This window comes from Streptomyces sp. V3I8 (assembly GCF_030817535.1).
In the GTDB taxonomy this organism is placed as follows: Bacteria; Actinomycetota; Actinomycetes; order Streptomycetales; family Streptomycetaceae; genus Streptomyces.
On sequence record NZ_JAUSZL010000002.1, the window covers coordinates 5,798,566 to 5,824,646 of the forward strand.

19 protein-coding genes are annotated in these 26,081 nt (G+C 72.0%); 14 read left to right on the forward strand and 5 right to left on the reverse strand.

The features are described from left to right. The first annotated feature begins 127 nt into the window (after positions 1 to 127). A complete protein-coding gene (locus QFZ75_RS25745) occupies positions 128 to 373 on the forward strand; it encodes a hypothetical protein (RefSeq protein WP_307540534.1) in 246 nt (81 codons plus the stop codon). Between the two features lie 53 nt (positions 374 to 426). Beyond that, on the forward strand, positions 427 to 1,413 hold the full coding sequence (gene holA, locus QFZ75_RS25750; protein WP_307540536.1) for a DNA polymerase III subunit delta: 987 nt from the start codon (positions 427 to 429) through the stop codon (positions 1,411 to 1,413). A 367-nt stretch (positions 1,414 to 1,780) separates the two neighbouring features. Here holA and rpsT read toward each other — a convergent pair whose 3' ends face one another. Next, positions 1,781 to 2,047, reverse strand: coding sequence for a 30S ribosomal protein S20 (rpsT, locus tag QFZ75_RS25755; protein WP_307540538.1), 267 nt, complete (start codon positions 2,045 to 2,047; stop codon positions 1,781 to 1,783). Positions 2,048 to 2,289: 242 nt separating this feature from the next. Between rpsT and lepA the strand changes: the two genes are divergently transcribed. Both lepA and QFZ75_RS25765 read left to right on the forward strand, forming a co-directional pair. Then, positions 2,290 to 4,164 (forward strand): translation elongation factor 4, encoded by a 1,875-nt coding sequence (gene lepA, locus QFZ75_RS25760; protein ID WP_307540541.1) that lies wholly within the window; start codon positions 2,290 to 2,292, stop codon positions 4,162 to 4,164. A 249-nt stretch (positions 4,165 to 4,413) separates the two neighbouring features. Continuing rightward, complete coding sequence (locus tag QFZ75_RS25765) at positions 4,414 to 6,300, forward strand: long-chain fatty acid--CoA ligase (RefSeq protein ID WP_307540542.1); 1,887 nt, start codon at positions 4,414 to 4,416, stop codon at positions 6,298 to 6,300. A gap of 54 nt (positions 6,301 to 6,354) precedes the next feature. Here QFZ75_RS25765 and QFZ75_RS25770 read toward each other — a convergent pair whose 3' ends face one another. Together QFZ75_RS25770 and QFZ75_RS25775 are read right to left on the reverse strand one after the other, a co-directional pair. Next, the gene (locus tag QFZ75_RS25770) at positions 6,355 to 6,939 is read right to left on the reverse strand and encodes a two-component system response regulator (protein WP_307540544.1); all 585 of its coding nucleotides are present in this window, start codon (positions 6,937 to 6,939) and stop codon (positions 6,355 to 6,357) included. A gap of 18 nt (positions 6,940 to 6,957) precedes the next feature. Beyond that, the gene (locus QFZ75_RS25775; protein WP_307540546.1) at positions 6,958 to 11,118 is read right to left on the reverse strand and encodes a HAMP domain-containing protein; all 4,161 of its coding nucleotides are present in this window, start codon (positions 11,116 to 11,118) and stop codon (positions 6,958 to 6,960) included. 121 nt (positions 11,119 to 11,239) lie between these two features. On the opposite strand from QFZ75_RS25775, the gene QFZ75_RS25780 reads away from it, so the two are divergent. Both QFZ75_RS25780 and hemW read left to right on the forward strand, forming a co-directional pair. After that, positions 11,240 to 13,282 carry an ATP-binding SpoIIE family protein phosphatase gene (locus QFZ75_RS25780; protein WP_307540548.1) on the forward strand — a complete coding sequence of 681 codons (2,043 nt, stop codon included), beginning with the start codon at positions 11,240 to 11,242 and terminating at the stop codon, positions 13,280 to 13,282. A gap of 68 nt (positions 13,283 to 13,350) precedes the next feature. Then, positions 13,351 to 14,583 (forward strand): radical SAM family heme chaperone HemW, encoded by a 1,233-nt coding sequence (gene hemW / locus QFZ75_RS25785; RefSeq protein ID WP_307540550.1) that lies wholly within the window; start codon positions 13,351 to 13,353, stop codon positions 14,581 to 14,583. Positions 14,584 to 14,740: 157 nt separating this feature from the next. Here hemW and QFZ75_RS25790 read toward each other — a convergent pair whose 3' ends face one another. Beyond that, entirely contained in the window at positions 14,741 to 15,547 is an 807-nt protein-coding gene (locus tag QFZ75_RS25790) for a DUF3097 domain-containing protein (protein WP_307540552.1), read from the reverse strand. A gap of 114 nt (positions 15,548 to 15,661) precedes the next feature. Continuing rightward, positions 15,662 to 16,408 carry an MBL fold metallo-hydrolase gene (locus QFZ75_RS25795; RefSeq protein WP_307540554.1) on the reverse strand — a complete coding sequence of 249 codons (747 nt, stop codon included), beginning with the start codon at positions 16,406 to 16,408 and terminating at the stop codon, positions 15,662 to 15,664. Between the two features lie 248 nt (positions 16,409 to 16,656). On the opposite strand from QFZ75_RS25795, the gene hrcA reads away from it, so the two are divergent. The 8 genes from hrcA (at position 16,657) to QFZ75_RS25835 (ending at position 26,064) form a co-directional block, all read left to right on the forward strand. Next, positions 16,657 to 17,673, forward strand: a complete 1,017-nt coding sequence (hrcA, locus tag QFZ75_RS25800) for a heat-inducible transcriptional repressor HrcA (RefSeq protein WP_307540555.1) — start codon at positions 16,657 to 16,659, stop codon at positions 17,671 to 17,673. Beyond that, on the forward strand, positions 17,674 to 18,813 hold the full coding sequence (dnaJ, locus tag QFZ75_RS25805) for a molecular chaperone DnaJ (RefSeq protein WP_307540557.1): 1,140 nt from the start codon (positions 17,674 to 17,676) through the stop codon (positions 18,811 to 18,813). A gap of 98 nt (positions 18,814 to 18,911) precedes the next feature. Continuing rightward, positions 18,912 to 20,003, forward strand: a complete 1,092-nt coding sequence (locus tag QFZ75_RS25810; protein WP_307540559.1) for a nitronate monooxygenase — start codon at positions 18,912 to 18,914, stop codon at positions 20,001 to 20,003. Beyond that, a complete protein-coding gene (locus tag QFZ75_RS25815) occupies positions 20,000 to 20,746 on the forward strand; it encodes a 16S rRNA (uracil(1498)-N(3))-methyltransferase (RefSeq protein WP_307540560.1) in 747 nt (248 codons plus the stop codon). The genes QFZ75_RS25810 and QFZ75_RS25815 overlap by 4 nt, the downstream gene beginning before the upstream one ends. 141 nt (positions 20,747 to 20,887) lie before the next feature. After that, positions 20,888 to 21,379 (forward strand): hypothetical protein, encoded by a 492-nt coding sequence (locus QFZ75_RS25820; protein WP_307540562.1) that lies wholly within the window; start codon positions 20,888 to 20,890, stop codon positions 21,377 to 21,379. 45 nt (positions 21,380 to 21,424) lie between these two features. Continuing rightward, on the forward strand, positions 21,425 to 24,682 hold the full coding sequence (locus QFZ75_RS25825) for a S41 family peptidase (protein WP_307540564.1): 3,258 nt from the start codon (positions 21,425 to 21,427) through the stop codon (positions 24,680 to 24,682). Between the two features lie 116 nt (positions 24,683 to 24,798). Beyond that, positions 24,799 to 25,152 carry a histidine triad nucleotide-binding protein gene (locus QFZ75_RS25830; RefSeq protein ID WP_307540565.1) on the forward strand — a complete coding sequence of 118 codons (354 nt, stop codon included), beginning with the start codon at positions 24,799 to 24,801 and terminating at the stop codon, positions 25,150 to 25,152. 6 nt (positions 25,153 to 25,158) lie between these two features. After that, a complete protein-coding gene (locus QFZ75_RS25835) occupies positions 25,159 to 26,064 on the forward strand; it encodes a ribonuclease Z (protein WP_307540567.1) in 906 nt (301 codons plus the stop codon). The last annotated feature ends 17 nt before the right edge of the window (positions 26,065 to 26,081 follow it).

Genomic DNA, 26,081 nt, shown 5'->3' on the forward strand with positions numbered 1-26,081 from the left:
CGCGCCGGCCCCGCGCCGGCCCCGCGCCGGCCCCGCGCCGGCCCCGCGCCGGCCCCGCGCCGGCCCGGGCCTCCGGTGCCGGGTGCCCCCGGTGCGGGGTCTCGTCCCGGTGCCGGAAAATGGGCGGGTGAGCGACGTGAGACATGTACTGGTGCTGCCCGACCGCGATGCCGCGCGGGAGGCGGCGGAAGCCATCGGGGAACGGTTCGCCCTGGACGAGGAGCCGCAGCTCGTCCGGGACGCCCTGGCCGGCGAGGACGACGCCGAGGACGCCCAGTGGCTCCTCGTGCTGCGGGACGAGAACGGGCGGCTGGACGCGGACGAGCTGGACGGGTTCGCGGGGGAGTGGGACGGGTGGCGCGAGGAGCCGTAGGGAGACCGTAGCCGCGGGCCCGTTGTCGGTGGTGCGTGGGATGCTTGGGCGCGATGGCCAGGAACTCTGCACACGACAATCCACTCGCTCCCGTCACGATCGCCGTGGGGCAGGAGGACCTCCTGCTCGACCGTGCCGTGCAGGAGGTGGTGGCCGCCGCGCGCGCCGCCGACGCGGACACCGACGTACGGGACCTCACCTCGGACCAGTTGCAGCCGGGCACGCTCGCCGAGCTGACCAGTCCGTCGCTCTTCGCCGAGCGCAAGGTCGTCGTGGTGCGCAATGCGCAGGACCTGTCGGCCGACACGATCAAGGACGTGAAGGCGTACCTGGGCGCTCCGGCCGAGGAGATCACGCTCGTGCTGCTGCACGCGGGGGCGGCCAAGGGCAAGGGGCTGCTCGATGCCGCGCGCAAGGTGGGGGCGCGGGAGGTCGCCTGTCCCAAGATGACCAAGCCGGCGGACCGGCTGGCCTTCGTGCGCGGTGAGTTCCGGACGCTGGGGCGGTCGGCGACGCCGGAGGCGTGCCAGGCGCTCGTCGACTCGATCGGGAGCGATCTGCGGGAGCTGGCCTCGGCGGTGACGCAGCTCGTCGCGGACGTCGAGGGCACCATCGACGAGGCCGTCGTCGGGCGGTACTACACCGGCCGGGCGGAGGCCTCCAGCTTCACGGTGGCCGACCGGGCGGTCGAAGGGCGGGCGGCGGAGGCCCTGGAGGCACTGCGGTGGTCCCTGTCGACCGGCGTCGCGCCCGTGATGATCACGAGCGCGCTGGCGCAGGGGGTGCGGGCCATCGGGAAGCTGTCCTCCGCGCGGGGCGGCCGGCCGGCCGACCTGGCGCGGGAGCTGGGGATGCCGCCCTGGAAGATCGACCGGGTCCGGCAGCAGATGCGGGGGTGGACGCCCGACGGGGTCGCCGCCGCGTTGCGGGCGGTCGCCGAGGCGGACGCGGGGGTGAAGGGGGGCGGCGACGATCCCGAGTACGCGCTGGAGAAGGCGGTCGTCGCGATCGTCCGGGCGGCCCGCTCCGGCCGGGGCTAGCCCCCGCCACCGGGTTTCGCCCCTGCCGCCCCCACCCGATCCGATCCGGTCGCGTTCCCGGGGCTGCGCCCCAGACCCCCAGACCCCCCCCTGTCGCGCTGGCGCGCTCGTCCTCAAACGCCGGACAGGCTGAAAGAACGAACGCCGGACGGGCTGAAAGAACAAGCCCCGGTCGGCCGCCCTGCGAAAGGGCGGCAACCGGGGCTCGGGTCACGCTGGGGACCCGTACCCGCGTGGCGAACGCAGTCGTGTACGAGTCGGGGTGCCGGCCGGGAGCGGAGAGAGAGGGCCCGCTCGGGTCCTTCCGGCGATTCGATCTTTTCGATCAAGTGAGCGCTGGGCCGGAGCCCGGCGACTCGGCAGGGGATCAGCCCTGGAGGGTGGCGACCTTCGAAGCAAGCGCCGACTTCTTGTTGGCGGCCTGGTTCTTGTGGATGACGCCCTTGGAGACGGCCTTGTCCAGCTTCCGCGACGCCTCGCGCGCGGCAGCGGTGGCCTTCTCGACGTCACCCGCGGCAGCGGCCTCGCGGGCCTTGCGGATCGCGGTCTTCAGGGAGGACTTGACGGCCTTGTTGCGCAGCCGGGCCTTCTCGTTGGTCTTGATCCGCTTGATCTGGGACTTGATGTTCGCCACGAAATGAGCCTTCTCAGGTTCAGGCGCACGGGACGGAAGGTCTCGCGCGCCGGTGATTTCTCTTAACCGAATGGTGCGTGTCCTGCGTGTCCCGTGCAGAGAGGGCATGAGACACAGCTGTCCACGGTAGCAGTCACCCCGCGGACGGCCCAAACCGGTCGCACGTCGCCGCCCGTGGGACCATGGAGCCTACGTATCGATCCGACCCGAGGCGACAGGCGCCTCAAGAGACAGGACCCTGCGTGCCCGCGATCCCTAACAATGTGCCCGAGCCGAGCCGTACCGACCCGGCCCTGCTCCGCAACTTCTGCATCATCGCGCACATCGACCACGGCAAGTCCACGCTCGCCGACCGGATGCTCCAGCTCACCGGAGTGGTCGACGTGCGGCAGATGCGCGCTCAGTACCTCGACCGCATGGACATCGAGCGCGAGCGGGGCATCACGATCAAGTCCCAGGCCGTGCGACTGCCCTGGGCCCCGACCGCCGGGGACAGCAAGGGCGAGACCCACATCCTCAACATGATCGACACCCCCGGGCACGTCGACTTCACGTACGAGGTGTCGCGGTCGCTCGCCGCCTGCGAGGGCACGGTCCTCCTCGTCGACGCCGCCCAGGGCATCGAGGCCCAGACCCTCGCCAACCTCTACCTGGCGATGGAGAACGACCTCACCATCGTCCCGGTGCTGAACAAGATCGACCTTCCGGCCGCGCAGCCCGAGAAGTTCTCCGAGGAGCTGGCGAATCTCATCGGCTGCCAGCCGGAGGACGTGCTCAGGGTCTCGGCGAAGACCGGTGTCGGCGTGGACGCGCTGCTGGACCGGGTGGTCCGTGACGTGCCGGCGCCGGTCGGTGTCGCGGACGCCCCCGCCCGCGCGATGATCTTCGACTCGGTCTACGACTCCTACCGGGGCGTCGTCACGTACGTCCGTGTCATCGACGGCCAGCTCAACAAGCGCGAGCGCATCAAGATGATGTCGACCGGCGCCACGCACGAGCTGCTCGAGATCGGCGTCTCGTCCCCCGAGATGACCCCGGCCGACGGCATCGGCGTCGGCGAGGTGGGCTACATCATCACCGGCGTGAAGGACGTCCGTCAGTCCAAGGTCGGCGACACGATCACCAGCAAGGAGAAGGGCGCGACGGAGGCCCTCGGCGGGTACAAGGACCCGAAGCCGATGGTCTTCTCCGGTCTGTATCCGCTGGACGGCTCCGACTACCCCGACCTGCGCGAGGCGCTGGACAAGCTCCAGCTCAACGACGCGGCCCTGGTCTACGAGCCCGAGACCTCCGCGGCCCTCGGCTTCGGCTTCCGCGTCGGCTTCCTCGGCCTGCTGCACCTCGACGTGATCCGGGAGCGCCTGGAGCGCGAGTTCAACCTCGAGCTCATCGCCACCGCGCCCAACGTGGTCTACCGCGTGATCATGGAGGACGGGAAGGAGCACACGGTCACCAACCCGAGCGAGTTCCCCGAGGGCAAGATCGACAAGGTCTTCGAGCCGGTCGTCCGGGCCACGATCCTCGCCCCCAGCGAGTTCATCGGCTCGATCATGGAGCTCTGCCAGACCCGTCGCGGCACCCTGCTCGGCATGGACTACCTCTCCGAGGACCGTGTGGAGATCCGCTACACGCTGCCCCTCGCCGAGATCGTCTTCGACTTCTTCGACAACCTGAAGTCCAAGACCCGCGGCTACGCCTCCCTGGACTACGAGCCCACCGGCGAGCAGGACGCGCAGCTGGTGAAGGTCGACATCCTGCTGCACGGCGACCGCGTGGACGCGTTCTCCGCCGTCACGCACCGGGACGCCGCCTACGCGTACGGCGTACGGCTGGTGGCCAAGCTGCGTGAGCTGATCCCGCGCCAGGCCTTCGAGATCCCCGTGCAGGCGGCCATCGGCTCCCGGGTGATCGCCCGCGAGACCATCCGCGCCATCCGCAAGGACGTCCTCGCCAAGTGCTACGGCGGTGACATCTCCCGCAAGCGGAAGCTGCTGGAGAAGCAGAAGGAGGGCAAGAAGCGGATGAAGATGGTGGGCTCTGTGGAGGTTCCGCAAGAGGCCTTCATCGCCGTGCTGTCCAGTGACGACAACGGCGCCGCCGCCAAGGGGAAGAAGTAGCCCCCAGCAACCATCGGGCCAGGCCCGAAATCGTGGGCCCGTCGTGCTTCCGTGCGGCGGGCCCGCGGCGTCCACGGACCGCCTCGCTCCGGCCACGCTCTGTACGAAGTGACAGGCCGCCGCCTCTTACGTACCGGGCGGACGGGCTTTACGCTGATCACCACTCGACGTTACTCGCGAGTTAAACAACGACCGCAGCCAACCGCAACGAGCCGGTCACACGCGCTGTCGCGGGCCCCGGAGGATGTCGTGAGCGACACACAGACCCTGATCGAGAACCGTCCGCCGTCCGTGGCGGCCCTCTTCCTGGAGCGCGTTGCGGCCACGCCGGACGCGGAGGCGTACCGCTATCCGGTACCCGCCGCCTCGGGCGAGGGGCCCGACGAGTGGAGGTCGCTGAGCTGGGCGCAGGCGGCCGACCGGGTCTACGCGATCGCGGCCGGTCTGATCGAGCTGGGCGTGCGGCCGCAGGAGCGGGTCGCGCTCGCCTCCTCCACCCGCGTCGAGTGGATCCTCGCGGACCTCGCCATCATGTGCGCGGGCGCGGCGACCACCACCGTGTACCCGTCGACGAAGTCGGACGAGTCGGCCTTCATCCTCTCCGACTCCGGGAGCAGGGTGCTGATCGCCGAGGACGCGGAGCAGCTGGCCAAGGCCCGCGAGAAGCGCGCCGAGCTGCCCGAGCTCACCCGTGTGGTGGTCATCGACCCGGCCGGTGCCGAGTCCCTCGACGACGAGGGCGACTGGGTGCTCGGTCTCGCCGAGCTGGAGCGGCGGGGCGCGGCGTACCTGGAGGAGAACCCCGACCTGATCAAGGCGAAGGTCGGGGCGATCACCAAGGACCAGCTCGCGACCCTCATCTACACCTCCGGCACCACCGGCCGCCCCAAGGGCGTCCGGCTGCCGCACGACAACTGGTCGTACATGGCGAAGGCCATCTCCGCGACCGGTCTGGTGAGCCGCGACGACGTCCAGTACCTGTGGCTGCCGCTCGCGCACGTCTTCGGCAAGGTGCTCACCTCCGGCCAGATCGAGGTCGGGCACGTCACCGCCGTCGACGGCCGCGTGGACAAGATCATCGAGAATCTGCCGGTCGTGCAGCCGACGTACATGGCGGCCGTGCCGCGCATCTTCGAGAAGGTCTACAACGGGGTCGCGGCCAAGGCCCGGGCCGGCGGCGGCGCCAAGTACAAGATTTTCCAGTGGGCGGCCGGGGTCGGCCGCGAGTACGCGAAGGTCACGCAGGACAACTTCCGCCGTACCGGTGTGGCCTCCGCGCCCTTCCCGCTGGCCACCCGGCACAAGCTCGCGGACACGCTCGTCTTCGGCAAGATCCGGGAGGCCTTCGGCGGCCGGCTGCGCGCCTGCGTCTCCGGCAGCGCGGCCCTCGCGCCGGAGATCGGCTACTTCTTCGCGGGCGCCGGCATCCACATCCTGGAGGGGTACGGGCTCACGGAGTCGTCCGCGGCCTCCTTCGTGAACCCCGGCGAGGCGTACCGCACGGGCACGGTCGGCAAGCCGCTGCCCGGCACCGAGGTGCGTATCGCGGACGACGGCGAGATCCTGCTGCGCGGTCCCGGCATCATGGAGGGCTACCACGGGCTGCCCGAGAAGACCGCCGAGGTCCTGGAGTCCGACGGCTGGTTCCACACCGGGGACATCGGCGAGCTGTCCGTGGACGGCTACCTGCGCATCACCGACCGCAAGAAGGACCTCATCAAGACGTCCGGCGGCAAGTACATCGCGCCCGCCGAGGTCGAGGGCCAGTTCAAGGCCGTCTGCCCGTACGTCTCCAACATCCTCGTGCACGGCGCCGACCGGAACTTCTGCACCGCGCTGATCGCCCTCGACGAGCCGTCCATCCTCGGCTGGGCCGAGGACAACGGCCTGAAGGGCATGTCCTACGCCGAGGTCGTCGCCCGTCCCGCGACGGTCGAGCTGATCGACGGCTACGTCAGGACGCTCAACGAGGGCCTCCAGCGCTGGCAGACCATCAAGAAGTTCAGGCTCCTGCCCCGGGACCTCGACATCGAGCACGGCGAACTGACCCCGAGCCTCAAGCTCAAGCGCCCGGTCGTGGAGCGGGAGTACGGGCACCTGATCGACGAGATGTACGCGGGCGCGCGGGAGGCGTAGGCGGTGCGGCCGCCGCCCTGGACGTCCGGGCGGCGGTTTGGTGCGGGGACGGGGTCACAGGCCCCGTCCCCTGCGCATCTCGCGGAGCAGGTCCTCCATGTGGCGCACGTGCCGGTGCAGGTCGGCCGCGTCGGCGACACCGCCGGCCGCCAGCTGCGTCTCGATCGCGCGCAGCCGGTCGGCCAGCTCGTCGAACTGGGCCTGCTCACGGGCGAGCATCCGCTCCAGCTGCCGGTTCTTGCGGTGCAGATCGAGGAAGACGGTCACCTTGGCGCGCAGCACCCAGGGGTCGAACGGCTTGGTGAGATAGTCGGCGGCCCCGGTGGCGTACCCCCGGAACGCGTAGCCCGCGTCGGAGTCCGTACCGGTCAGGAAGATGATCGGTACGTCCTTGGTCTGGTCGAGCCGCTTGATGTTCGCGGCGGTCTCGAACCCGTCCATGCCCGGCATACGGATGTCGAGCAGGACGACCGCGAACCGCTGCCGCAGCAGCGCCTTCATCGCCTCCTCACCCGAACGGGCACGTACGAGCGGTTCGTTGAGGGACCCCAGGACGGCCTCCAGCGCCACCAGGTTGTCCTCCATGTCGTCGACAAGGAGGATGCTGGCGCGCTCGTCGGTCGATGCCTCAAAGCTCATGGTGATCGATTGCCTGCCTCATTCATCGGGCGGTGGGACAGCGGGCTCCGCCGGTGTGCCGGCTCCCGCGACGACGGCCGGGGCGGAGCCCTCCGGCTCCTTCGGGTCCTGTTCCTCGGCGTCCGTCCCCTCGGCGTCCGTCCCCTCGGGGTCCAGGAGGGCGCAGACGACGGTCAGCAGCTGATCGACGTCCACAGGTTTGGGTACGTAGTCGTTCGCGCCCCGTGCGATGGACTTCTCGCGGTCGCCCGGCATCGCCTTGGCGGTGAGGGCGACGATGGGAAGTCCGGCCCAGCGCGGGGTGCGGCGGATGACGGAGATGGTCTCGTAACCATCCATCTCCGGCATCATGATGTCCATCAGGACGAGTTCGACGTCGGGATTGCGCTCCAGGGACTCGATGCCCTCGCGGCCGTTCTCCGCGTACAGCACGGGCATCCCGACCCGGCCCAGGACATGGGTGAGCGCGAACACGTTGCGGATGTCGTCGTCCACGATCAGCACCCGCCGCCCCGGCAGGACCTGCCCCGCGCGGCCCGTCTTCCACTCCTCCAGTTTGGTGGGCGTCGGCCAGCTGTCGTCCTGGTCGTGGACGCTGAACGGTTCGTCCGACAACTGCTCGGGCAGGAGCAGGGGCCGGTCCTCGATGTTCGACCCGGTCGGGTGCCCCGGGCTGACGACCGGCACGTACAGGGTGAAGGTGGATCCCTTGCCGGGCATGCTCTCGGCGACGATGCGGCCGCCCAGCAGACCCGCGATCTCCCTGCTGATGGAGAGACCGAGGCCGGTGCCGCCGTACTTGCGGTTCGTCGTGCCGTCGGCCTGCTGGAACGCCTCGAAGATCACCGGGAGCTTCTCCGCGGCGATGCCGATGCCGGTGTCGGAGACCGAGAACGAGATCATGTCGTCGCTGTCCTCCCGGGGGAAGTGCGGCTCGGGGTCCTTGACGCGGTTGACGCGCAGCTCGACCCGGCCCGACGCGGTGAACTTGATCGCGTTGGAGAGCAGGTTGCGCAGGATCTGCTGGATGCGCTGCTCGTCGGAGAACATCTCGCGCGGTACGTCCTCGCCGACCGCCACCTCGAAGGCGAGACCGCGGTCGATGGTGAGCGGACGGAACGTGGCGTGCACGTAGTCGAGCAGTTTGATCAGCGGCAGCTTCTTGGGGCGCACGTCCATCCGGCCGGCCTCGATCTTCGAGAGGTCGAGGATGTCGTTGATGAGCTGGAGCAGGTCCGAGCCCGACCGGTGGATCGTCGTCGCGAACTGCACCTCCTGGTCGGAGAGGTGGCCGTCCGGGTTGTCGGAGAGCAGCCGGGCGAGGATCAGCAGCGAGTTGAGCGGGGTGCGCAGCTCGTGCGACATGTTCGCCAGGAACTCCGACTTGTACTGCGAGGAGGTCGCGAGCAGCGCCGCCTTCTCCTCCAGCGCGGCGTTCGAGCGCTGCAGCTCGGCCTGCTGGGACTGGAGCTGGTCGGAGCGGTCCTGGAGCTGGATGGCGAGGCGCTGGGACTCGCCCAGCAGGGACTCCGTGCGGGAGTTGGCGATGATGGTGTTGATGGCGACGCCGATGGTGTTCACGAACTGGTCGAAGAACGCCAGGTGGACGTCGGAGAAGCGGGAGAACGAGGCGAGCTCGATCACGCCGAGCAGCTTGTCCTCGAAGGGGATCGGGATGATGACGACGCTCGCGGGGGCCGCCTCGCCCAGCCCGCTGTTGATCTTGATGTAGTCCGGCGGGGCCTCCTCCACCAGGATCCGCTTCTTCTCGCGCGCGGCCTGCCGCACGAGCCCGTGCACCGGCATGCTGACCGTGTCGACCGTCGCGCTCTGCGCCGATCCGTACCCGGCGATGAAGGCGAGCCCCTTGGTGGGCAGGGCCGTCTGCTGGGTCGTCTTGTCCTCCTCCGGGTCGGCCAGGAAGAAGGCGCCGTACTGGGCGTTCACCAGCGGGGTCAGCTCGCGCAGGATCAGGTCGGCGACCTCCATCAGATCCCGGTGGCCCTGCATGAGCGCGGCGAGCCGGGCGAGGTTCGACTCCAGCCAGTCCTTGGCGCGGGTGGTCTCGCGGAGGTTGGCCACCATCAGGTTGATGTTGTCCTTGAGCTCGTCGACCTCGCCCTGGGTCTCCACCGTGATGGAGCGGGACATGTCGCCCTGGGCCACCGCCGACGCCACCTCGGCGATCGCGCGGACCTGGGTGGTGAGGTTGGACGCCAGCTCGTTCACGTTCGTCGTCAGGCGCTTCCAGGTGCCGTAGACGCCCTCGACCCGGGCCTGGCCGCCGAGCCGGCCCTCGGAACCCACCTCGCGGGCCACCCGGGTGACCTCGGAGGAGAAGGACGACAGCGTGTCCACCATGGTGTTGATGGTGGTCTTCAGCTCCAGGATCTCGCCGCGCGCGTCGACGTCGATCTTCTTCGACAGGTCGCCCTGGGCCACCGCGGTGGCGACCTGCGCGATGTTGCGCACCTGGGAGGTCAGGTTGTCGGCCATGTAGTTGACGTTGTCGGTGAGGTCCTGCCACACACCGGAGACGCCGAGGACCTGGGCGCGCCCGCCGAGCCTGCCGTCGGTGCCGACCTCGCGGGCCACCCTCGTCACCTCGTCGGCGAAGGCGCGCAGCTGCTCCACCATCGTGTTGACGGTGTCCTTCAGCTCCAGGATCTCGCCGCGCGCGTCGACGGTGATCTTCTTGGAGAGGTTGCCGTTGGCGACGGCCGTCGTCACCTGGGCGATGTTGCGCACCTGGGAGGTCAGGTTCAGGGCCATGAAGTTGACGTTGTCGGTGAGGTCCTTCCAGACGCCGGAGACGCCGCGCACCTGGGCCTGACCGCCGAGGTTGCCCTCGGTGCCGACCTCGCGGGCGACGCGGGTGACCTCGTCGGCGAAGGCGGAGAGCTGGTCGACCATGGTGTTGATGGTCGACTTCAGCTCCAGGATCTCGCCCTTCGCCTCCACCGTGATCTTCTTGCCGAGGTCGCCCTGGGCCACGGCCGTGGACACCAGGGCGATGTTGCGGACCTGGGAGGTCAGGTTGTCGGCCATGAAGTTGACGTTGTCGGTGAGGTCCTTCCAGACGCCGGAGACGCCGCGCACCTGGGCCCGGCCGCCGAGGTTGCCCTCGGTGCCGACCTCGCGGGCGACGCGGGTGACCTCGTCGGCGAAGGCGGAGAGCTGGTCGACCATGGTGTTGATGGTCGACTTCAGCTCCAGGATCTCGCCCTGGGCGCCGACGGTGATCTTCTGGCTCAGGTCTCCGTTGGCCACCGCCGTGGTGACCTGGGCGATGTTGCGGACCTGCGAGGTGAGGTTCGAGGCCATGAAGTTGACGTTGTCGGTGAGGTCCTTCCAGACGCCGGACACGCCGCGCACCTGGGCCCGGCCGCCCAGCTGGCCCATCGTGCCGACCTCGCGGGCGACGCGGGTGACCTCGTCGGCGAAGGCGGAGAGCTGGTCGACCATCGTGTTCACGGTCAGTTTCAGTTCGAGCAGCTCACCGGTCGCCTCGACCGTCACCGTGCGGGTCAGGTCGCCGCGCGCCACCGCCGTGGTCACCAGCGCGATGTCACGCACCTGGGCGGTCAGCCGGGCCGCCATCGTGTTGACCGCCTCGGTCACGTCCCGCCAGCTTCCCGACAGGCCGGCCGCCTTGGCGCGGCCGCCCAGCCGCCCCTCCGTGCCGACCTCCCGCGCCACCCGGGTCACCTCACCGGTGAACAGGGAGAGCTGGTCGACCATCTTGTTGACGGCCTGACCCATACGGCGCAGATCGCCGCGGAGTTGACGATTGCCGTCGTGCAGGTCGACGCGCTGCGTCAGATCGCCGCCCGCCACGGCGTCCAGTACCCGGGTCGCGTTGGCGGCCGGCGCCACCAGGGCGTCGAGCAGCTGGTTCACGTTGTCGACGCGGGTCGTCCAGTGGCCCTGGCCGGGGCTCGCGGAGAACCGCTCGTCCAGCCGGCCGTGGCGCACGATCTCCCGGCGGACCCGCTGGGCCTCCGTGTTGAAGTGCACACTCCGGTCCAGGATCTGGTTGAACACCGAGCCCAGCTCGGCCACTATGCCGTGCCCCGTCTCGGGCACCTTGCTGAAGTCACCGTCCCGGGCGGAGGTCATGGCGGCGAGGAGCGGCCGCAGATCGGATGCCCGGACCTGTCCGTCCTCTAGCACATGCATAGCACTGTTATCGCTCATGGTGGCCCACTTCGGTAACTCGGCGCTTATGGGCGTAGCCAGTCTGTCACTGTGGCGGCATCGCCCGAGGCCTATTCGTCCGAACTGCTCATGGAGCCGCACAGTGGGGGCCATTCCGACGCAACGGGAGTCCGAGTCCCGTGCTCCTGACACCACGGTACGCCCGCACGCGGTGGCGCGTACCTCGTTGCCGGGTAACCCTCTCGCGCCGGGTGCGGCGCGCAGGTTCGTCCGTTCGGCACTCGCCGGATGGGCCGAACTCGGCCTGGACGGACAGGAGTTGATTACCGATCAGCTCGTGGCCGATGTGCTGGTGGTCGTCAGTGAACTCGTGACGAACGCCGTGGTGCACGCCGGCACGGACGTCGAACTGCTGTGCCGCCTCGACACCTGTTCCCAGGAGTGCCCGGCGGTCGTCCCGGGCAGCAGGGGCGCTCCCGCGACGGCTCCGGAGACCGCCCGCACGGCCTCCCCGGCGGGCACCGCGGCCGAGGCCGGGCCCGCCGTCGCGCGGGCCCTGCTCGTGGAGGTCTCCGACCACCATCCCGAACGCGCCGTCCGCGACGACGGCGCCGAACGCCCGCGCGACTCCGTCGAGTACGGCCGCGGACTGCGGCTCGTCTCCGCGCTCTCCGACGCCTGGGGCATCACCTACCGCACCGGCGTCAAGACCGTGTGGGCGCGGCTGCCCCTCGAAGGCGCCGAGGAAGCCGAGGGTGCCGAGGGCCGGGCGGCCGCCGGGAAGACGGAGGCCACGGAGGCCTACGAGGGCGAGCACGCCCTGCGGCGGGGACAGCGGGCCGCCGAGATCCTCGCCCCCGCGCCCCGGCACCACGTGCAGCACCATGACTGGCTCAACCGCGGCGCCCTCTCCTTCCTCGCCGAGGCCTCCGACCTGCTCGGCGGGCAGCTCGACGAGGACCTGGTCGCCGCTCTCACCGGCCAGCTGGTCGTGCCGCGCCTCGCCGACTGGTGCGCGGTGTGGCTCGAGGACGAGGCGCCGGGCCGCTCCGACGGGGGTGCCGTCGGCGGACCGCGGCTCGCCCGTGTCTGGCACGGCAGCGAGAACCGCATGGAGGAACTGCGCCGCTTCCTGGAGAAGGAACCGCCCGAGCCGCCCGAGTCGGCGCGTTCCGGGCCCGTCCCCGTGCCCTGGCCCGCCGAGGCGCTGGGCCCGGGGGCGCAGGTCGGCTCGGCCCTCGCGTACCGGCTGGTCGCGGGCGGCAGGCCGCTCGGCACCCTCGTCATCGGGCGGGCCGGGCAGGACCACTTCCCCGACGAGATCACCGGGCTCGTCGAGGACCTCAGCCGCCGGGTCGCGCTCGCCGTCGGAGCGGCCCGCCAGTACGCGCGCCAGGCCACCATCAGCCGCGTGCTCCAGCGCGGGCTGCTGCCCGGGGCGGTCGCCGAGATCCCCGGGGTGCGCAGCGCGCTCGTCTACGAACCGTGCGACAAGGGCGGACCGAGCGGCGACTTCTACGACCTCTTCCCCGCCGGGGACGGGCGCTGGTGCTTCGCCCTCGGCGACGTCCAGGGCAAGGGGCCCGAGGCGGCCGTCGTCATCGGCCTCGCCCGGCCCTGGCTGCGGCTGCTGGCCCGCGAGAGGTACGCGGTGCCCGAGGTCCTCGACCGCCTCAACCGCCTCCTCCTCGACGACGCCACCGAGACCGCCGACGCGGCGGCCCGCGCCCTGGTGGCCGCCGGCGGCGCGGGGCCCGCGGACGAGGGCCCGCAGACCCGCTTCCTCTCCCTCCTGTACGGCGAGCTCGTGCCCGTCGAGGGCGGGGTGCGCTGCACCATGGCCTCCGCCGGGCACCCGCTGCCGCTGCTCCTGGAGGCCGGCGGGAAGGTCTCCGAGGTGGCCACGCCGCAGTCCCTCCTCGGCGTCTTCGAGGACGCCACCTACGGCTGCGGGACCTTCGAACTGCGGACCGGCGACAGCATCCTGTGCGTCACGGACGGCGTGACGGAGCGGCGCAACGGACACCGGCAGTTCGACGACGACGACGGACTCGCGGCCGCGCTCGCCGGCTGCGACGGGCTGAGCGCCGAACTGATCGCGGAGCGCATCCGACGCCTGGTGCACGAGTTCGGCGGCAAACCGCCGGAGGACGACCTGGCGCTGCTGGTGCTGCAGGCGCAGTAGACGGGGCAGGCGGAGCCGACGGGGCCGGGCGGAACAGGTACCGCCGGGGGTACGGGACAATGGAGGACATGCCTTCCGCACTTCCCGACGGCGAGCCCGTCCCCGACGACGGGGCGCTGCCCGCGCACGCCCTGGCCGGCGCGGCCGACCGTCCGCTCGGGTTCTACCTCCACGTCCCGTACTGCGCGACCCGCTGCGGCTACTGCGACTTCAACACCTACACAGCGACGGAGCTGCGCGGCTCGGGCGGTGTACTGGCCTCCCGCGACAACTACGCCGAGACCCTGGCCGACGAGGTCCGCCTCGCCCGCAAGGTCCTCGGCGACGACCCGCGGCCCGTCCGCACGGTCTTCGTCGGCGGCGGTACGCCCACCCTGCTCGCCGCCGACGACCTCGTACGGATGCTGGGGGCGGTCCGCGACGAGTTCGGGCTCGCGGACGACGCGGAGATCACCACCGAGGCGAACCCGGAGTCGGTGGACCCGGCCTACCTGGCCACGCTCCGGGCCGGCGGGTTCAACCGGATCTCCTTCGGCATGCAGAGCGCCCGCCCGCACGTGCTGCGGATCCTCGACCGCACCCACACCCCCGGCCGGCCCGAGGCCTGCGTCGCCGAGGCCCGCGCGGCCGGCTTCGACCATGTGAACCTCGACCTCATCTACGGCACCCCCGGGGAGAGCGACGACGACTGGCGGGCCTCGCTCGACGCGGCGGTCGGCGCCGGGCCCGACCACGTGTCGGCGTACGCGCTGATCGTCGAGGAGGGCACGCAGCTCGCGCGGCGCGTCCGGCGCGGGGAGGTGCCGATGACCGACGACGACGTCCACGCGGACCGGTACCTGATGGCCGAGGAACGTCTGTCGCAGGCCGGCTTCTCCTGGTACGAGGTCTCCAACTGGGCGACCTCCGAGGCCGGGCGGTGCCTCCACAACGAGCTGTACTGGCGGGGGGCCGACTGGTGGGGGGCCGGGCCCGGGGCGCACAGCCACGTGGGCGGGGTGCGGTGGTGGAACGTCAAGCACCCGGGGGCGTACGCGGGGGCGCTGGCGGCCGGGCGGTCGCCCGGGGCCGGGCGGGAACTGCTGTCCGAGGAGGACCGGCGGGTCGAGCGCATCCTCCTGGAACTGCGGCTTCTGGAGGGGTGTCCGTTGTCGCTGCTTCTGCCGGCGGGACTCGCGGCTTCGCGCCGGGCGCTGGCGGACGGGCTGCTTCAGGCCGGCCCGTACGAGGAGGGGCGTGCCGTCCTGACCCTGCGGGGGCGGCTGCTGGCGGACGCGGTGGTCCGCGACCTGGTGGACTGAGGGGCTTTTCCGCCCCCGCCGCCCCTTCCCGTCCCGAGCCCGGGGGCTCCGCCCCCGAACCCCCGCCGGGTACTTCGTCCGCGGCCCCGGCGGGGGCAGGTCGCGCAGTTCCCCGCGCCCCCGAAGGGGCGGCGGGGGCGAGGAAAGGCCCGGCCACTCACCCCGGCACCGTCACGAAGTCGATCAGTTCCTCGACCCGTCCGAGAAGCTCCGGCTCCAGATCCCGGTAGGAGTGGACCGAGCCGAGGATCCGCTGCCACGCCGCACCCGTGTTTTCAGGCCATCCCAGCGCACGGCACACCCCCGTCTTCCAGTCCTGCCCCCGCGGCACCCGCGGCCACCCGGGAATGCCCACGGACGCCGGCTTCACGGCCTCCCACACGTCGATGTACGGATGGCCCACGACCAGCGCGTACTCGCTCGTCACGGCCTGCGCGATCCGCGACTCCTTCGTGCCCGGGACCAGGTGGTCCACGAGCACCCCCAGCCGCGCGTCCGCCGCGGGGCCGAACTCGTCGACGATCGCGGGCAGGTCGTCGACGCCCTCCAGGTACTCCACGACGACACCCTCGACGCGGAGGTCGTCGCCCCACACCCGTTCGACCAGCTCGGCGTCGTGGCGGCCTTCGACGTAGATGCGCCCGGCGCGGGCCACCCGGGCCCGCGCCCCGGGCACGGCGACCGAACCCGACGCCGTGCGCGTGGGGCGTACCGGCGCGGCGGCGGCCGGGCGCACGAGGGTCACCACGCGGCCCTCCAGGAGGAAGCCGCGGGGCTCCAGCGGGAACACCCGGTGCTTGCCGAAGCGGTCCTCCAGCGTGACCGTGCCGGCCTCGCAGCGGATCACGGCACCGCAGAACCCGGTCCCGGGCTCCTCGACCACGAGTCCCGGCTCCGCCGCGACCTCGGGCACGGGCCGGGACTTCTTCCACGCGGGGGTCAGGTCCGCTGAGTACTGGCGCATTCTGATGACGATAGGAGAAGTGCGCGGCCGGGTGCGCCGACACCCCCCGCGACACGCCGGAGCGACGTCCACGGCACGCCGCGGCGCCGCCTCACGCGATGCCGCGCCGCCGGTTCACGGCACGTCGAAGCGGTGTGCCAGCGCGTCGCGTTGGGCCCGGACGAACGCCGCGTCCACCACCGCCCCGTGCCCCGGCACGTACACCGCGTCCTCGCCCCCGAGGGCCAGCAGGCGGTCCAGCGCCGCGGGCCAGTGGGCGGGCACGGCGTCGGGTCCCGCCTGGGGCTCACCGGACTCCTCGACCAGGTCGCCGCAGAAGACGATCGCCGGCGAACCACCGCCGGTCACCAGGACCGCCAGGTCGTGGCCGGTGTGCCCGGGGCCCACGTTCGCCAGCAGGGCCCGCAGACCGCCGCCCAGGTCGAGCGCGTGCTCGTCGGCGACGAGGTGCCGCGGCCGGACCAGCAGCCCGGCCGCGTCGGCCGCCCCGCGCGGATCGGCGCCGTTGCGCACGGCGTCCGCGCGCAGTTCCTCCCGCCCGTCGCCGAGGACGCGCTCGATGCCCGCCGCGCCGAACACCTCGGCGCCCGGGAACGCCGCCGCCCCGAAGACGTGGTCGAAGTGCGGGTGGGTGAGCGCGAGATGCGTGACGTGCCCGCCGCCCAGCAGGCGGCGCGCCCGCGCGCGCAGCCACGCGCCCTCCCGCACGCTCGACCCCGCGTCGACCAGCAGCGCCGCGTCCTCGCCCGCCACCAGTCCGGCGGTGCAGTCCCAGACCGGCAGCCGGCACCGCCCCACGTCCGGGGAGAGCCCCTCCCAGCCGGACCCGCCGCGCCCGCCCTCTTCCCATGTCACCCTCATGGGCCGACGCTAGCGGCAGAGCGCACCCGCATGTTCCCGACAGAGCGGGACAGCCTCGTACACGTCGCCGTCCCCGATGTGCCCGGCGTCACCACATCGCAGGCCCGCCCTTGCCCGTGCCGTACCCACCGGCCGTACACTTGGCGCGGGGATGCTGGCACTCGCGCTCGCTGAGTGCCAGACGAGGACACCGAAGACGACCGACAGACGACCGACGACCGCGCGGAAGACCACGGGAGGTGTGCGCGATGCTCAGTGAACGCAGACTCGAAGTGCTGCGCGCCATCGTCCAGGACTACGTGGGCACGGAGGAACCGGTCGGTTCCAAGGCGCTCACCGAGCGCCACCGGCTGGGCGTGTCCCCGGCGACCGTCCGCAACGACATGGCGGTCCTCGAGGACGAGGGATACATCGCGCAGCCGCACACCAGTGCCGGCCGCATCCCCACGGACAAGGGCTACCGGCTCTTCGTCGACAGACTCGCGGGCGTCAAGCCGATGACCGCGCCGGAGAAGCGGGCGATCCACCACTTCCTGGACGCCGCCGTCGATCTCGACGACGTCGTCGGGCGGACCGTGCGGCTCCTCGCGCAGCTCACCCGGCAGGTGGCCGTCGTCCAGTACCCCTCGCTCACCCGCTCGACCGTGCGTCACGTGGAGCTCCTGTCGCTGGCCCCGGCCCGCGTCATGCTCGTACTGATCACGGACACCGGGCGCGTCGAGCAGCGCATGGTGGACTGCCCGGCCCCCTTCGGGGAGGCCTCCGCGGCGGATCTGCGCGCGCGGCTCAACAGCCGGATCACGGGGCGCCGTTTCGCGGATGTCCCGCAACTGGTGCAGGATCTCCCCGACGCCTTCGAGGCGGAGGACCGGGGGACGGTCGCGACGGTGCTCTCCACCCTGCTGGAGACCCTCGTCGAGGAGACCGAGGAGCGGCTGATGATCGGCGGTACCGCCAACCTGACGCGCTTCGGACATGATTTTCCCCTCACCATCCGTCCGGTGCTCGAGGCGCTGGAGGAGCAGGTCGTGCTCCTCAAGCTCCTCGGTGAGGTCAATGATTCGGGCATGGCCGTACGGATCGGTCACGAGAACGCCCATGAGGGACTCAACTCCACTTCTGTGGTCTCGGTCGGCTACGGTTCGGGCGGCGAAGCAGTCGCCAAACTCGGCGTGGTCGGACCGACGCGCATGGATTACCCCGGAACGATGGGAGCGGTACGAGCGGTGGCACGGTACGTAGGACAGATCCTGGCGGAGTCGTAAGTGGCCACGGACTACTACGCCGTACTCGGCGTGCGCCGCGACGCGTCCCAGGACGAGATCAAGAAGGCATTCCGGCGGCTCGCCCGCGAGCTGCACCCGGATGTCAATCCCGATCCCAAGACGCAGGAGCGCTTCAAGGAGATCAACGCCGCGTACGAGGTCCTGTCGGACCCGCAGAAGAAGCAGGTCTACGACCTCGGCGGCGACCCGCTGTCCCAGGCGGGCGGCGCCGGCGCGGGCGGCTTCGGCGCGGGCGGCTTCGGGAACTTCTCGGACATCATGGACGCGTTCTTCGGCACGGCGTCGCAGCGGGGTCCGCGGTCGCGCACCCGGCGCGGCCAGGACGCGATGATCCGGCTGGAGATCGAACTCGACGAGGCGGCCTTCGGCACCACGAAGGACATACAGGTCGACACGGCCGTCGTCTGCACCACGTGCAGCGGTGAGGGCGCGGCGCCGGGCACCTCCGCGCAGACCTGCGACATGTGCCGCGGCCGCGGCGAGGTGTCCCAGGTCACGCGGTCCTTCCTGGGCCAGGTCATGACGTCCCGGCCGTGCCCGCAGTGCCAGGGCTTCGGGACGGTCGTCCCGACGCCGTGCCCCGAGTGCGCGGGCGACGGACGGGTGCGCTCGCGCCGGACCCTGACCGTGAAGATCCCGGCCGGTGTCGACAACGGCACCCGGATCCAGCTCGCGGGCGAGGGCGAGGTCGGCCCCGGCGGCGGCCCCGCCGGCGACCTGTACGTCGAGATCCACGAGCTGCCGCACAACATGTTCCAGCGGCGCGGCGACGATCTGCACTGCACGGTCACCATCCCGATGACCGCGGCGGCGCTGGGCACGAAGGTGCCGCTGGAGACGCTCGACGGGCTCGAAGAGGTCGACATCCGTCCGGGTACGCAGTCGGGGCAGTCGATCCCGCTGCACACGCGCGGCGTCACGCATCTGCGCGGCGGCGGGCGCGGCGACCTCATCGTGCACGTCGAGGTCATGACGCCGACGAAGCTCGATCCCGAGATGGAGCGCGTCCTGCGGGAGCTGGCCCAGCTGCGCGGCGAGGAGCGGCCCACGGGGCAGTTCCAGCCCGGTCAGCAGGGCTTGTTCTCCCGGCTGAAGGACGCCTTCAACGGCCGTTCCTGAGGGGCGGGCGCCGGGCTCGGCGCGGGACGGCTCCCGTGGCTTATGCCCGGCGGTCGGCCGGATTCGGACTTGTACGGAGGACGTGACAACATGCCGTCATGTCCTCCGCGCTGACCGATCTCCTCCCCCTCCCGATCGTGCAGGCCCCGATGGCCGGCGGCGTCTCGGTGCCGCAGCTCGCCGCGGCCGTGTCCGAGGCCGGGGGGCTCGGCTTCCTCGCCGCCGGGTACAAGACGGCCGACGGCATGTACCAGGACATCAAGCAGCTGCGCGCGGCCACGAGCCGGCCGTTCGGCGTGAACCTGTTCATGCCGCAGCCGGAGCAGGCCGACCGGGCCGCCGTCGAGGTGTACGCCCACCAGCTCGCCGGTGAGTCCTCCTGGTACCAGACCGAACTGGGCGATCCCGACAGCGGACGCGACGACGGCTACGACGCCAAGCTCGCCGTCCTCCTCGACAACCCGGTGCCGGTCGTCTCCTTCCACTTCGGCTGCCCCACGCGCGACGTCCTGGACTCGCTGAGCCGGGCCGGCACGCTGACCCTGGTCACGGCGACCACCGCCGAGGAGGCGCAGGCCGTGCAGTGGGCGGGCGCCGACGCCGTGATCGTGCAGGGCGTCGAGGCCGGCGGGCACCAGGGCACCCACCGCGACAACCCCGAGGCCGACGGCTCCGGCATCGGGCTGCTGTCGCTCGTCGCGCTGGTCCGCGAGACCGTGCAGATCCCGATCGTCGCGGCCGGCGGCATCATGCGCGGCAGCCAGATCGCCGCCGTGCTCGCCGCCGGCGCGAGCGCCGCCCAGCTGGGCACGGCCTTCCTCGCCACCCCGGAGTCCGGCGCCAGCCCCCTCCACAAGCAGGCGCTGACCAACCCCCTCTTCGTACGGACCCAGTTGACGCGGGCGTTCTCCGGCCGGCCCGCCCGGGGGCTGATGAACCGCTTCATGCGTGAGCACGGGCCGTACGCGCCCGCCGCCTACCCGGAGGTGCACCACCTCACCTCCGGGCTGCGCAAGGCGGCCGCCAAGGCCGGGGACGCGCAGGGGATGGCGCTGTGGGCGGGACAGGGCCACCGGCTCGCCCGTGAGCTGCCGGCCGGGCAGCTGGTGGAGGTGCTGGCGGCCGAACTCGCGTCCGCCAGGACAGCGTTGTCGGACGAGCCGGGCACGGGCGGAGGCGTCGGGCGATGACCGCGCCGGTGTTCGTGGTGGACGAGGTGCCCGGCGGGCCGCAGTTCGTGCTGGACGGGCCCGAGGGGCGGCACGCCGTGTCCGTGAAGCGGCTGCGGACCGGCGAGGACGTGGTCCTCACCGACGGGCGCGGCCGCTGGGCCGAGGGCGTCGTCATGACGGCCGAGGGCAAGGACCGGCTCGTCGTCGCGGACCTCCACACCGTGCACGAGGAGCCCGTGCCGGCGCCCCGCATCACCGTCGTGCAGGCGCTGCCCAAGGGCGACCGGGGTGAACTCGCCGTCGAGACCATGTCGGAGACCGGCGTCGACGCGATCGTCCCCTGGTCGGCGTCCCGTTGCGTCACGCAGTGGCGGGGCGAGCGGGGGGTGAAGGCCCTCGGGAAGTGGCGGGCGACCGCCCGCGAGGCGGGCAAGCAGTCGCGGCGGGTGCGGTTCGCGGAGGTCGCGGACGCGATGACGAGCAAGCAGGTTGCCGCGTTTCTCGCCAAAGCGGAGTTCGCCGCGGTGCTGCACGAGGACCGGGCCCACCCGGGGGAGCCGCTCGCGACGGTCGAACTGCCCTCCAGCGGGGAGATCGTGCTCGTCGTCGGCCCCGAAGGGGGCGTCTCCCCCGAGGAGTTGGAGCTGTTCACGTCGGCCGGTGCCGTGGTCTGCCGGCTGGGGCGCAGTGTGCTGCGCACGTCCACCGCCGGAACCGCGGCGGTGGCGCTGCTGCTGGGCCGCACGGGCCGCTGGTCCTGACCCCTCCTCGCCCCGTCCCGGGCGGGAGCGGTCATCCGTTCGAGTGGAGCGTGGCCGCATGAGGCCTACCGGGCGGCGGCCGGTAGTGGCACGCTGACGTGCATGGGGGCAATGAGGCGTATACGGCATCGCGGTCCGGCCATGGCCCTGGCCGCCGTCGCGGCAGCGTTCACCCTGGTCGCGTGCGAACCGGGCAACGGCATGAGCACCGCCGCCGTGGCGATCACCACCGACCAGAAGGGCACCAGCGAGCTGGAGAAGCGGGGCGTCGACGTGCAGTGGCTCACCTGCACCGCCACGTACGGCGAGAAGGACGGCCGGACGGTCACCTCGCCGAGCGTCAACAGCGTGGCGTCCGTCAACTGCACGGGCGAGACCGGCGACGGCCAGGACATCGGCATCAAGGGCAAGGTCACGCAGGAGGTCAACGGCACCTGCGTACGGGGCGACCTCACCGCCACGGTGGGCGGCAAAGAGGTGTTCCGGCTGAACGTCCTCGGCAATTGCCGGGCCGGCACGCAGCCCGCCGGCAACAGGACGACTCCGCCGGGCGGCCCGGGAGCGACCGTCACCGTCACCGAGACGGTGACCCGGTTCCCCGATCCCACCTGCTCCTGCTTCCAGGGGAAGTGATCAGGGGCTCTGGCCGCGGACGGGACGGCTGCATAGGGTGATCGGGTGAAACAGCCTGCATCCGCCGCGTCCGACGCGACCACCCAGCCGTCCGCGTATCTCCGGTACCCGCACCTGCACGGTGAGTTGATCACCTTCACGGCCGAGGACGACGTCTGGGTCGCGCCGCTCGACGGCGGCCGGGCCTGGCGCGTCAGCGCCGACAACGTCCCGGTGAACCATCCACGGATCTCCCCGGACGGGACGACCGTCGCCTGGACCTCGACCCGCGACGGCGCCCCCGAGGTGTACATCGCCCCCGTCGACGGGGGCTCCGTCGAACGCCTGACGTACTGGGGCAGTTGGCGGACCCAGGTGCGCGGCTGGACCCCGCGGGGCGAGGTGCTCGCGCTCAGCACACAGGGCCAGGCGAGCCTGCGCCGCAGCTGGGCCCGCGCCGTCCCGCTCGACGGCGGACCCGCGGCCACCCTCCCGTACGGACCCGTCGGCGACGTGGCCCAGGGCGGTCCCGGGACCGTTCTGCTGTCCGCGCCCATGGGACGCGAGGCCGCCTGGTGGAAGCGCTACCGGGGCGGCACCGCGGGAAAGCTGTGGATCGACCGCGAGGGCGAGGGGGAGGCCGGGGAGTTCGTACGGCTGCACGCCGACCTCGACGGGAACCTGGAGTACCCGTCGTGGGTGGGGGAGCGGGTCGTCCTCCTCTCCGACCACGAAGGCGTGGGGGCCGTGTACTCCTCCCTCGCCGACGGGTCCGACCTGCGGCGGCACACCGGCATCGAAGGCTTCTACGCCCGGCACGCCGCCACCGACGGCAGCCGGGTCGTGTACGCGTCCGCCGGGCAGCTGTGGATCCTCGACGACCTCGACGGGGCCGAGCCGCGGCTGCTCGACATCCGGCTCGGCGGACAGCGCGTCGACCTGCAGCCCCACCCGGTGAACGCGTCCCGCTGGTTCGGGTCCGCCGCCCCCGACCACACCGGACGCGGCAGCGCGGTCTCCGTGCGCGGCGCCGTCCACTGGGTCACCCACCGCTCGGGCCCCACCCGCGCGCTCGCCGCCGAACCGGGCGTACGGGCCAGACTGCCCCGCACCTTCCGCGCCGACGGCGAGGAGCACGTGGTGTGGGTGACCGACGCGGAGGGCGACGACGCGCTGGAGTTCGCCCCGGCGACGGGCGCGGCACCGGGCGCCACCCCGCGCAGGCTCGCCGCCGGACAGCTGGGGCGCGTGCTCGGGCTCGCGGTGGCCCCCGACGGCAGCCGGGTCGCGGTCGCCTCGCACGACGGCCGCGTGCTGCTCGTCGAGCGGGAGACCGGCGAGGTCCGGGAGGTCGACCGCAGCGAGGACGGCGAGGTCTCCGGGCTCGTCTTCTCACCCGACTCGGCCTGGCTGGCCTGGTCGCACCCCGGCCCGCGCCCGCTGCGCCAGCTCAAGCTCGCCAACACCGCCGACCTGTCGGTGACCGAGGCGACACCGCTGCGGTTCCGCGACTACGCGCCGGCGTTCACGCTCGACGGCAAGCACCTCGCGTTCCTGTCCGCGCGCTCCTTCGACCCCGTCTACGACGAGCACGTCTTCGACCTGGCCTTCGTCGGCGGCTCCCGGCCGCACCTCATCACCCTCGCCGCCACCACCCCCTCACCCTTCGGCCCGCAGCGGCACGGCCGCCCCTTCGAGGCGCCCGACAAGGACGAGACGCCCGACAGCGAGGGCTCGCCGGCCACCCGGATCGACCTCGACGGGCTCGGCGACCGCATCGTGCCGCTCCCCGTGGAGGCCGCCAGCTACACGGGCCTCAAGGCCGCCAAGGACGGGCTGCTGTGGCTGCGGCACCCGGTGCGCGGCGTCCTCGGGGCGTCCAGGGCCACCCCCGACGCCCCGGACCCGAAGACCGACCTGGAGCGCTACGACCTCGTCCAGCAGCGCCTCGAACACCTCGCCTCGGACGCCGACAGCTTCCTGGTCACCGGTGACGGCAAGCGGCTCCTGCTGTGGACCGACCACAAGCTCAAGGTCGTCCCCAGCGACCGGCGCGCCTCGAACGACGACGAGAGCGACACCAACATCACCGTCGACCTGTCGCGCATCCGCCAGAACGTCGACCCGGCCGCCGAGTGGCGCCAGATGTACGACGAGACCGGCCGCCTCATGCGCGACAACTTCTGGCGCCCCGACCTGGGCGGCACCGACTGGGACGGCGTCCTGGACCGCTACCGGCCCGTCCTCGGCCGGGTCGCCACCCACGACGACCTCGTCGACCTGCTCTGGGAGGTGCAGGGCGAACTCGGCACCTCGCACGCGTACGTCATGCCGCGCGGCGGGTTCGGCGGCGGGGACCGGCAGGGGCTGCTCGGCGCCGACATCTCCCGCCACGACGACGGCCCGCAAGGGACACCCCGGTGGCGCATCGACCGCATCCTGCCGTCGGAGACCTCCGACCCCGACGCGCAGTCGCCGCTCGCGGCACCCGGCGTCGCGGTGCGCGCGGGGGACGCCGTCGTGGCCGTCTCCGGGCGGCCCGTCGACCCGGTCGCGGGGCCCGCGCCGCTGCTCGTCGGCACGGCCGGCAAGCCCGTCGAACTCACCATCTCCCCGGCGGGCGGCGGTGATCCGCGGCACGCGGTGGTGGTACCGGTGTCCGACGAGGAACCGCTGCGCTACCACGCGTGGGTCGCCGACCGGCGCGCCTACGTGCACGAGAAGTCCGGCGGCCGGCTCGGGTACCTGCACGTGCCCGACATGCAGGCGCCCGGCTGGGCCCAGATCCACCGCGACCTGCGGATCGAGGTGGCGCGCGAGGGGCTCGTGGTGGACGTCCGCGAGAACCGCGGCGGGCACACCTCGCAGCTCGTCGTCGAGAAGCTGGCCCGGCGCATCGTGGGCTGGGACCTCGCCCGCGGGATGCGGCCGACCAGTTATCCGGAGGACGCGCCCCGCGGGGCCGTCGTCGCGGTCGCCAACGAGTTTTCCGGCTCGGACGGGGACATCGTGAACGCGGCGATCAAGGCGCTCGGGATCGGACCCGTCGTCGGTACGCGTACGTGGGGCGGCGTCATCGGGATCGACAGCCGGTACCGGCTGGTCGACGGGACGCTCGTCACCCAGCCCAAGTACGCGTTCTGGCTGGAGGGTTACGAGTGGGGCGTGGAGAACCACGGCGTCGATCCGGACGTCGAGGTCGTCCAGGCGCCGCAGGACCACGCCGCCGGGCGGGACGTCCAGCTCGACGCGGCGATCCGCATCGCGCTGGAAGGGCTCGAGGAGAGCCCGTCGAAGGTGGCTCCGGAGTTGCCGGAGGCGTAACGGTGTGTCGCCGGGTGCGGGTGCGTGGGGGCTGGTCGCGCAGTTCCCCGCACCCCTGACGGGGCACGCTCGGTAGCATGCCGGAGCACCGATCACCGAGACCGAGGAGGCCGCACATGGCAGGCGAACCGCAGGACGACTGTCTGTTCTGCAAGATCGTCGGGGGGAAGATCCCGGCCACCGTCGTGCGTGAGACGGAGACGACCCTCGCCTTCCGGGACATCAGCCCGCAGGCGCCCACCCACGTGCTGGTGATCCCCAGGGTCCACCACCCGGACGCGGCCTCGCTCGCCGCCGCCGAGCCCGCCGTCCTCGCCGACGTCGTGCGCGAGGCCGGTGAGGTCGCCGCCGACGAGAAGCTCGACAGCTACCGCATCGTCTTCAACACGGGCAGCGGGGCCGGCCAGACGGTCTTCCACGCGCACGCCCACGTGCTGGGCGGCCGCGGACTGCAGTGGCCCCCCGGATAACCCGGCGTGTCCGTACGTGAACTGGTGGTCCTCGGCACCGCCAGCCAGGTTCCCACCCGGCACCGCAACCACAACGGCTACCTGCTGCGCTGGGACGGCGAGGGCATCCTCTTCGACCCCGGCGAGGGCACGCAGCGGCAGATGCTGCGGGCCGGGGTCGCCGCGCACGACCTGCACCGCCTGTGCGTCACGCACTTCCACGGCGACCACTCGCTGGGCCTCGCCGGGGTCATCCAGCGCATCAACCTCGACCGGGTGCCGCACGAGATCAGCGCGCACTACCCGCGCTCGGGGCAGAAGTTCTTCGACCGGCTGCGGTACGCGACCGCCTACCGCGAGACGGTCGCGCTCACCGAGGCCCCGGTCGACACCGACGGGGTCCTCGCGGCCACGGGGACGTACACGCTGGAGGCGCGCAGGCTCTCGCACCCCGTCGAGTCGTACGGGTACCGGCTGGTCGAGCCCGACGGGCGGCGGATGCTGCCCGAGCGGCTCGCCGCGCACGGGGTCCGGGGCCCGGACGTGGGGCGCATCCAGCGGGAGGGGGTCCTCGGCGACGTCACACTGGACGACGTCAGCGAGGTGCGGCGCGGCCAGCGGTTCGCGTTCGTCATGGACACCCGGCTGTGCGACGGGGTGCACGCGCTCGCGGAGGGCTGCGACATGCTCGTCATCGAGTCGACATTCCTCGACGAGGACGTGCGGCTCGCCGTCGACCACGGGCACCTCACCGCGGGACAGGCGGCGACCGTGGCGCGGGACGCGGGCGTACGGCATCTGGTGCTGACGCACTTCAGCCAGCGGTACTCCGAACCCGGGGAGTTCGAACGGCAGGCGCGGGCCGCCGGGTTCGAGGGGGAGCTGACGGTGGCGCACGACCTGCTGAGGGTGCCGGTTCCGAAGCGCAGGTGAAATGCCCGTATCATGCT